Source organism: Inquilinus sp., assembly GCF_039594555.1.
GTDB lineage: Bacteria > Pseudomonadota > Alphaproteobacteria > DSM-16000 > Inquilinaceae > Inquilinus.
In genome coordinates this window covers 1-8,090 of sequence record NZ_JBCNNF010000314.1, presented here as the reverse complement: position 1 = coordinate 8,090, position 8,090 = coordinate 1, and the positions used below count along the sequence as shown (strand labels likewise).

Below are 8,090 nucleotides of genomic sequence, written 5' to 3'. Positions count from 1 at the left end.
GTCGAATCCCTGATCGGTGGCGGGCGACGCGAGGAGCAACACTCTTCGCGTCGTTCAGCCAGGACAGTCTGAGCCAGGGAATCCCTGGCGGTCCACGCGCATTTCATAGAGCTTTAGAGGGGGCCGGATCTCGATCCGGGCTGCAGGTCTCAGCCATGTGAGCACCTGCATTCAGGGGCAAGGCCTGATGGGTCGTCCCTACGGGAGGGACCGGCCTGCCCAGGCCGGGGATGGTCGGAGTGAGAGGATTCGAACCTCCGGCTTCTACGTCCCGAACGTAGCGCTCTACCAGGCTGAGCTACACTCCGTCTGCACCGGCGGATGGGCTTATAGCGAGACTGACGGGGGCCTGCAAGGCCTGTGTCGCAGTTCCGTCAGAAATCCCGCTCGACCACGAAATCGACCACATCCTCGAGCGCCTGCCGCATCGGTGAGGCGGGCAGCAGGCGGATGGCCCGGATGGCGTTCTCGGCGTGGCTCCGCGCGGCCGCCATGCTGTCGGCCAGCGTGCCATGGCGCTGCAGCAGGGCCACGGCGTGGTCGAGGTCCTGCTCGCTCTGCTCCCCGTCTTCCAGCGTCCGGCGCCAGAAGCCGCGCTCCTCCTCGCTGCCGCGCTCCACCGCGAGAATCACCGGCAGGGTGATCTTGCCCTCGCGGAAATCGTCGCCGATGGTCTTGCCCAGCCGGGCCTGGCGGGCGGAATAGTCCAGCACGTCGTCGACGATCTGGAAGGCGATCCCGAGCTCGGTGCCGAAGTCGCGCATGGCGGCGCATTCGGCCGCGCTGCGGTCGGCCACCACGGCCCCGATCTCGCAGGCCGCGGCGAACAGTTCCGCCGTCTTGGCCTTGATGATCCGCAGATAGGTGTCGCGGCTGGTCACCGTGTCATGTGCGGCCGACAGCTGCAGCACCTCGCCCTCGGCGATCACTGCCGAGGCGTTGGACAGGATCCGCAGGGTCTCCAGCGACCCGTCCTCGACCATCACCTGGAAGGCGCGGGAGAACAGGAAGTCGCCGACCAGCACGCTGGCCTGGTTGCCGAACACGACATTGGCCGAGGCCTGGCCGCGGCGCAGGTCGCTCTCGTCGACCACGTCGTCATGCAGCAGGGTGGCGGTGTGGATGAACTCGACCGCGGCGGCCAGGCCGACATGGCGCTGGCCGCGATGGCCGCACAGCCGGGCCGAGGCCAGCGTCAGCACCGGGCGGATGCGCTTGCCGCCCGAGGCGATGAGATAACCGGCGAGCTGCGGGATCAGCTCGACCGAGCTCTGCATCCGCTGCAGGATCAGGGCGTTGACCGCCTCGAGATCCGCTGCGACAAGGGCGGTCAGGCGGTCGAGCGCGCCGGCATCGGCGGTCGGCTCCGGCGGCAGGGACTCGGCTCTCGTCGCTCCAAGACTGGCGGTCAAGCCCGGCTCCTCAACATCCATCGTCCGAACTCCGGCACCGGCCTGCAGCAGGGCAGCGATCCGAACCGGATTGTGTCACCATGACCCTATGAATGCGCTGCATAGACGAGAAATGGGCCCCGTGAAAGAGCTTCTGCGAACCAATGACCCGGTCCGGCTGTCCTTCCTGACGGCCCTGCTGGCCGACGCGCGCATCGAAAGTGTCATCCTTGATATGCACACATCGGTGCTGGAAGGAAGCCTGGGCATCTTGCCGCGCCGCCTGATGGTGCCGGTCGATGACTGGAGCCGGGCGCGATATGTCCTGCAATCGGCGGGGGAAAGCTTGCCCGATGCCTGAGGCCGCGGCGCCCGCGGCCGGCGAGGACCGGCTGCTCGGTGGCCGCGTGCGCCTGTTGCAACCCCGCGACGGCTATCGCGCCGCGATCGACCCGGTGCTGCTGGCCGCCACGGTGCCGGCCGGTCCGGGCGAGCGGGTGACCGATCTCGGCTGCGGCGCCGGCGCGGCGCTGCTGTGCCTCGCCGCGCGCTGCCCGGAGGTGGTGGTCACAGGTGTCGAACGCGATCCCGGCCTGGCGGCTCTCGCCCGTGACAATCTGGAATTGAACGGGCTGGCCGGGCGTGCCGCAATCGTCGAGGGCAGCGTCGCCGGGCCGATCCCGGGCGCACCCTTCGACCGGGTGATGATGAACCCGCCCTTTTTGCCGCCCGGCCGCGGCCGGGCCTCGGCCCATCCGATCAAGGCCGTGGCGAATGTCGAGGATGGGCTGGACCTGGCCGGGTGGATCGCCGCCGCGGCCAAGGCGCTGAAGCCGCGCGGCTGGCTGACCCTGGTGCACCGGGCCGACCGGATCGACGAGATCTGCGCCGCGCTGCGGCCGGGTTTCGGTTCGCTGACGCTGTTCCCACTCTGGCCCCGGGCTGGGGAGCCGGCGCGGCGGGTGGTGGTGCAGGCCCGGCGGGGCGGCCGGTCGCCGGCGGTGCTGGCGGCCGGGCTGGTGCTGCACGAGGCCGATGGCGGCTACACCCCAGCGGCCCAGGCGGTGCTGCGCGACGCGGCGCCGCTGGCGCTCTGAAGCGCCGGACCTTTTGCAATCGAGCCGCGGCGGCCCATATCCTGCCGACAGCAACCGATCGAGAGCGTTTCCATGGGCCTCCGACTTCCCTTCCTCGGCCGCAGCGACGGGCCGCTGGTGACCGTGCTGCCGCTGCGCGGCGTGATCGGGGGCGGGCGCGGATTGCTGGCCCAGGGCCTGTCGATGGAGAAACTGGCGCGCCCGATCGCCGCCGCCTTCGCCCCGAAGAAACTGGCCGCGGTGGCGCTGCTGGTGAACTCGCCCGGCGGCTCGCCGGTGCAGTCCTCGCTGATCGCGCGCCGCATCCGTGACCTGGCGGATGAGAAGAAGGTCCCGGTCTACGCCTTCGTCGAGGATGTCGCCGCCTCGGGCGGCTACTGGCTGGCCTGCGCCGGCGATGAGATCTGGGTCGATGACAGCTCGATCATCGGTTCGATCGGCGTGATCTCCGCCGGCTTCGGCTTCCAGGACGCGATCGCCCGTATTGGAGTGGAGCGTCGCATGCACACCGCCGGCACGCGCAAATCGATCCTCGACCCGTTCCAGCCCGAGCGGCCGGAGGACGTGGCCAAGCTGGAGGAATTGCAGCGCGACATCCACGCCGCCTTCATCACCCATATCAAGGCCCGGCGCGGCGGGCGGCTGACGGCGGATGACGCCACCCTGTTCACCGGCGAGTTCTGGACCGGCGCCAAGGGCCGCGCCCTCGGCCTTGCCGACGGCATCGGCCATGCTCATGCCGTGCTGCGTGCCAAATTCGGGCCGAAGGTGCGGCTGAAGCCGGTGCAGCAGCAGACCGGCTGGCTGCGCCGCCTGACCCGCGCCGACAGCCTGGCCGCCGCCGCTGTGGACAGCGCCGTCGGCGCGGTGGAGGATCGGCTGCTCTGGTCCCGCTACGGGCTGTAAGGATTCCGATGCTCGGCAAGCTTCTCGTCGCCATCGCCCTCGTGGTCGGCGTGCTCTGGCTGATGGGCATGGCCCGCCGCGTCGGCGTCGCCCGTGAGACCGCGGCGCGGCGGGATGCGCTGTCGCAGCGGCACCGGGCGCGGAAGGCGCAGAAGGGGGCCGAGGACCTGGTCCGCTGCCCCAATTGTGGCGCCTATCACGCCGACGGTCTCAGTCATCGCTGCGAGGGGTGACATCCCGGCGGTTCATGGCTGTTTGACGCCCCGCGCGCTTGAAGCCTCCCGCCCGGCGCCCTATGGTGCGCGGCCTTCCTTCAGCGCCAGCCGAGACATGCCGACGGTCGCCCCACCCCCGAAGAGTTTCCAGGAGATCATCCTGCGGCTGCAGAATTTCTGGGCCGCCCAGGGATGCCTGATCCTGCAGCCCTACGACATGGAGGTCGGCGCCGGTACCTCGCACCCGGCGACGACGCTGCGCTCGCTCGGCCCCGACCGGGTTTGGAACGTCGCCTATGTCCAGCCCTCGCGCCGGCCGAAGGACGGGCGCTACGGCGAGAACCCGAACCGGCTGCAGCACTACTATCAGTTCCAGGTGCTGATGAAGCCGGCCCCGGCCGACGCCCAGGACCTGTATCTGCAGAGCCTCTATGCCCTCGGCATCGACCCGGCGGTGCACGACATCCGCTTCGTCGAGGACGACTGGGAGAACCCGACGCTCGGTGCCTGGGGCCTCGGCTGGGAGGTCTGGTGCGACGGCATGGAGGTCACCCAGTACACCTATTTCCAGCAGGTCGGCGGCATCGAATGCGACCCGGTCCCGGTCGAGCTGACCTACGGGCTGGAACGGCTGGCGATGTACCTGCTGAACGTGAAGAGCGTCTACGACCTGCCGTTCAACGACCCGCAGACGCCCGGCGCCAAGCGCTATGGCGAGGTGTTCCTGCGGGCCGAGCGGGAATACTCGGCCTACAACTTCGAGCACGCCGACACGGCGATCCTGCTGCAGCACTTCAAGGATGCGGAGCAGGAGTGCAAGGCACTGCTGGAGCGCCGCCTGGCGCTGCCGGCCTATGACCAGGCGCTCAAGGCCGGCCACACCTTCAACCTGCTCGATGCCCGCGGCGTGATCTCCGTGGTCGAGCGCGCCGCCTATATCGGCCGCGTGCGCGACCTCGCCCGGGCCTGCTGCCGACTCTGGCTGGACGCCGCGTGACATGGCCGAATTCCTGCTCGAACTCTTCTCCGAGGAGATCCCGGCCCGCATGCAGGCGCGGGCCGCGGAGGACCTGAAGTCCCTCGTCACCGACGCGGTGAAGGCGGCCGGCCTGGCCTTCGACCGGGCCGAGGCCTTCGTCACGCCGCGGCGCCTGACCCTGGTGGTCGACGGCCTGCCGGCGGTGCGCCCCGACGTGGTCGAGGAGCGCAAGGGCCCGAAGGTCGACGCGCCGCAGCAGGCGATCGACGGCTTCCTCAAGGCGACCGGGCTGACCCTCGACCAGTGCGAGCAGCGCGACACGCCCAAGGGCAAGATCTGGTTCGCCAACCTGACCATCCCGGGCGGTCCGACCGCGGACCTGCTGCCGGAGGTGATCCGCAAGGCGATCCTCGGCCTGCCCTGGCCGAAGTCGATGCGCGCGGCGGAGGAGGTGGTGCGCTGGGTGCGCCCGCTGCACCATGTGCTGGCGCTGTTCGACGGAAAGCTCGTCCCGTTCCGCTACGACCTGCACAAGCCGGATATCGACGGCTCGGGCGAGGGCGCCAAGGAGGCGGTCGATTCGACGGTCGGCCACCGCTTCCTGGCGCCGGGCCGGATCGCGGTCGCCGGCTTCAACGACTACCGGGCCAAGCTGCGCGACGCCTATGTCGTGCTCGACCGCGAGGAGCGGAAGGCGTTGATCCGCGAGCAGGTCGAGGCCCAGGCCAAGGCCGCCGGGCTGGCGCTGCGCGACGATCCGGGCCTGCTGGAGGAGGTGGCCGGGCTGGTCGAATGGCCGGTCGCCCATCTCGGCCGCATCGACGACGCCTTCATGGCGGTGCCGGAGGAGGTGCTGGTCACCTCGATGCGCACCCATCAGCGCTACTTCGCGCTGGAAGGCGCGGACGGCAAGCTGGCGGCGCGCTTCGCCGTGGTCGCCAACACCGAGACGAAGGATGGCGGCGCCACGGTGGTCGACGGCAATGAGCGGGTTCTGCGCGCCCGCCTGTCGGACGCCAAGTTCTTCTGGGACCAGGACCGCAAGACACCGCTGGAAGGCCGGGTGAAGAGCCTCGAGCCGATCATCTTCCATGCCAAGCTGGGCAGCGTGGCGCAGAAGGTCGAGCGCATGGCGGCGCTGGCCGCCTGGCTGGCGCCGAAGCTGGGCGCCGACCCGGCCCGGGCCGACCGCGCCGCCCGGCTGGCCAAGGCCGACCTGACCTCCGAGATGGTCGGCGAGTTCCCGGAGCTGCAGGGGCTGATGGGCCGCTACTACGCCCTGGCCCAGGGCGAGCCTGCGGACGTCGCCGAGGCGATCGCCGACCATTACAAGCCGGTGGGGCCGAGCGACCGCTGCCCGACCGCGCCGGTCTCGATCGCCGTGGGACTGGCTGACAAGCTCGACACCCTGGCCGGCTTCTTCGCCATCGACGAGAAGCCGACCGGCAGCCGCGATCCCTATGCCCTGCGCCGGGCCGCGCTGGGCGTGATCCGGCTGGTGGTCGAGAACCGCGCTGCCCTGCCGCTGCGCGAAGCCTTCGGCGCGGCCTGGGACGCCTATCGCGTCGACGGGTTGCGCGACCGCGCCGTGGTCGTCGAGGAATTGCTGTCCTTCATCGCCGACCGCCTCAAGGTGGCGATGCGTGAGAAGGGCGTGCGGCACGACCTGATCGACGCGGTCTTCGCCGTCGGAGGCGAGGACGACCTGCTGCGCCTGCTCGGCCGGGTCGACGCCCTGGCCGCGTTCCTGGGCAGCGAGGACGGGGCCAATCTCCTCACCGCCTATCGCCGCGCCGGCAACATCGCCCGGATCGAGCGCAAGAAGGATGGGGTCGAGGATTTCGGCAACGTCGACGCCGGCCGCTTCGCCATGGCCGAGGAGCGGGCGCTGTTCGAGCGGCTGGAGGCCGATGCGCAGCCGCTGCGCGCGGCCCTGGCGGCCGGCGACTTCGCCGGGGCGATGACCACGCTGGCCGGCTGGCGGCCCGCGGTGGACGCCTTCTTCGATGCGGTCCTGGTCAACGACCCGGACCCGGCGCAGCGCCGCAATCGCCTGGCGCTGCTGGAGGATCTGGCGCGGTCGATGGACGCCGTCGCCGACTTCTCGAAGGTCGAAGGATAAGGGTTCGCAGCCGCGAACCCGATCTTCGCTGCGGTGCGCCCTCGCTGGGCGCCATCATCGATCTCAGCCCTGCCCTCGCCCTGGCGGCTGGGGGCAAGGCCCCGCCCGGATCGGCACCGTCGGTCCGGGAAAGAACAGATTCGTTCGCTTGGCGGGCTGCGTTGACCGCAATCGGTCCATGAGCGTTGGGACAGTGAAACGTTGTCCATCCGCTATGCTCGCTTATCAAATGTGCGCAGATTTCCGTCTTCGCCCTTATCAGTCGGGAAATCGATCATGTTGCGGCGCAAACCTATAAAACTCTGAGGAATTCCTAGGCTTTTCGGTGCTTGACTTCGTGGCCTCGCTGCGCTGCAAGACACGGAACACGCACGGGGATCGAACCGTTGTTCCCCCTGCGCTGGATCGAGGCGGAGGTACGATGATTCCGACCGCGAGGGCCCTGGAAGGCGGCTGTCTGCCCGTCGCCCGCCCGGATGCCCGGTCCGGGGCCGGCGTACCGCTTTCGCCGTTTCGGGTCTAAGATCCGACTCAATCATCTCCCACGAACGCCAAGGCGGAGAGACGAACGACATGACCAAGTGGGTCTACGGCTTCGGGAACGGCAAGGCCGATGGCCGCGCCGACATGCGCAACCTTCTCGGCGGCAAGGGGGCCAATCTCGCCGAGATGAGCGTCCTGGGGCTGCCCGTGCCGCCCGGCTTCACCATCACCACCGAGGTCTGCTCGTACTATTACGACCACGGCCGCTCCTACCCGGGGGAGCTGGACGGCCAGATCCAGGCAGCGCTGGCCCAGATCGAGGGCATCGTCGGCGCCAAGTTCGGGGACAAGGCGAACCCGCTGCTGGTCTCGGTCCGCTCGGGCGCCCGCGCCTCGATGCCGGGCATGATGGACACGGTGCTCAATCTCGGCCTGAACGACGAGACCGTCGGCGGCCTCGCCGCCCGCACCGGCGATGAGCGCTTCGCCTATGACAGCTATCGCCGCTTCATCCAGATGTATGGCGACGTCGTGCTGGGGGTGGAGCATTACCGCTTCGAGGACGAGCTCGAGGGCATCAAGCGCGAGCGCGGCGTGTCGCTCGACACCGAGCTGACGGCCGCGGATCTGAAGACCCTCGTCGACCGCTACAAGGGCGTGGTCCAGACCGATCTCGGCCAGCCCTTCCCGCAGGACCCGAAGGAGCAGCTGTGGGGCGCCGTCGGCGCCGTGTTCGGCTCCTGGATGAACCAGCGGGCCATCACCTATCGCCGGCTGCACGACATCCCGGCCAGCTGGGGCACGGCGGTGACCGTCCAGGCCATGGTGTTCGGCAATATGGGCGACGACTGCGCCACCGGCGTCGCCTTCACCCGCAACCCGTCGACCGGCGAGAAC

The 8,090-nt window shown here is 69.6% G+C and carries 8 protein-coding genes and 1 tRNA gene; 7 read left to right on the top strand and 2 right to left on the bottom strand.

Going from position 1 to position 8,090, the window contains the following annotated elements; genetic code table 11:
- Window positions 1-231: 231 nt before the first annotated feature.
- Window positions 232-308: transfer RNA gene (locus tag ABDW35_RS26615), tRNA-Pro, on the bottom strand.
- A 66-nt stretch (window positions 309-374) separates the two neighbouring features.
- Window positions 375-1,334 carry a polyprenyl synthetase family protein gene (locus tag ABDW35_RS26610; RefSeq protein ID WP_343716878.1) on the bottom strand — a complete coding sequence of 320 codons (960 nt, stop codon included), beginning with the start codon at window positions 1,332-1,334 and terminating at the stop codon, window positions 375-377.
- A gap of 199 nt (window positions 1,335-1,533) precedes the next feature.
- Between ABDW35_RS26610 and ABDW35_RS26605 the strand changes: the two genes are divergently transcribed.
- The 7 genes from ABDW35_RS26605 to ABDW35_RS26575 all read left to right on the top strand — a co-directional run.
- Window positions 1,534-1,752: a DUF2007 domain-containing protein gene (locus ABDW35_RS26605; protein ID WP_343716877.1), complete on the top strand. Its 219-nt coding sequence runs from the start codon at window positions 1,534-1,536 to the stop codon at window positions 1,750-1,752.
- On the top strand, window positions 1,745-2,488 hold the full coding sequence (locus ABDW35_RS26600; RefSeq protein ID WP_343716876.1) for a methyltransferase: 744 nt from the start codon (window positions 1,745-1,747) through the stop codon (window positions 2,486-2,488). Before ABDW35_RS26605 ends, ABDW35_RS26600 begins: the two co-directional genes overlap by 8 nt.
- Before the next feature lie 72 nt (window positions 2,489-2,560).
- Entirely contained in the window at window positions 2,561-3,394 is an 834-nt protein-coding gene (locus ABDW35_RS26595) for a S49 family peptidase (RefSeq protein WP_343716875.1), read from the top strand.
- A gap of 8 nt (window positions 3,395-3,402) precedes the next feature.
- Entirely contained in the window at window positions 3,403-3,627 is a 225-nt protein-coding gene (locus tag ABDW35_RS26590; protein ID WP_343716874.1) for a hypothetical protein, read from the top strand.
- A 97-nt stretch (window positions 3,628-3,724) separates the two neighbouring features.
- Window positions 3,725-4,606 carry a glycine--tRNA ligase subunit alpha gene (locus tag ABDW35_RS26585; protein ID WP_343716873.1) on the top strand — a complete coding sequence of 294 codons (882 nt, stop codon included), beginning with the start codon at window positions 3,725-3,727 and terminating at the stop codon, window positions 4,604-4,606.
- A gap of 1 nt (window position 4,607) precedes the next feature.
- Window positions 4,608-6,710 carry a glycine--tRNA ligase subunit beta gene (gene glyS / locus ABDW35_RS26580; protein WP_343716872.1) on the top strand — a complete coding sequence of 701 codons (2,103 nt, stop codon included), beginning with the start codon at window positions 4,608-4,610 and terminating at the stop codon, window positions 6,708-6,710.
- Between the two features lie 573 nt (window positions 6,711-7,283).
- The coding region (locus tag ABDW35_RS26575; protein WP_343716871.1) for a PEP/pyruvate-binding domain-containing protein at window positions 7,284-8,090 on the top strand (807 nt) is incomplete at its 3' end.

Excerpts from the sequence above, each read along its gene's own strand:
- ABDW35_RS26600 (WP_343716876.1), top strand. The coding sequence starts at position 1,745 with ATGCCTGAGGCCGCGGCGCCCGCGGCCGGCGAGGACCGGCTGCTCGGT.
- glyS (WP_343716872.1), top strand. The coding sequence starts at position 4,608 with ATGGCCGAATTCCTGCTCGAACTCTTCTCCGAGGAGATCCCGGCCCGC.
- ABDW35_RS26585 (WP_343716873.1), top strand. The coding sequence starts at position 3,725 with ATGCCGACGGTCGCCCCACCCCCGAAGAGTTTCCAGGAGATCATCCTG.
- ABDW35_RS26590 (WP_343716874.1), top strand. The coding sequence starts at position 3,403 with ATGCTCGGCAAGCTTCTCGTCGCCATCGCCCTCGTGGTCGGCGTGCTC.
- ABDW35_RS26595 (WP_343716875.1), top strand. The coding sequence starts at position 2,561 with ATGGGCCTCCGACTTCCCTTCCTCGGCCGCAGCGACGGGCCGCTGGTG.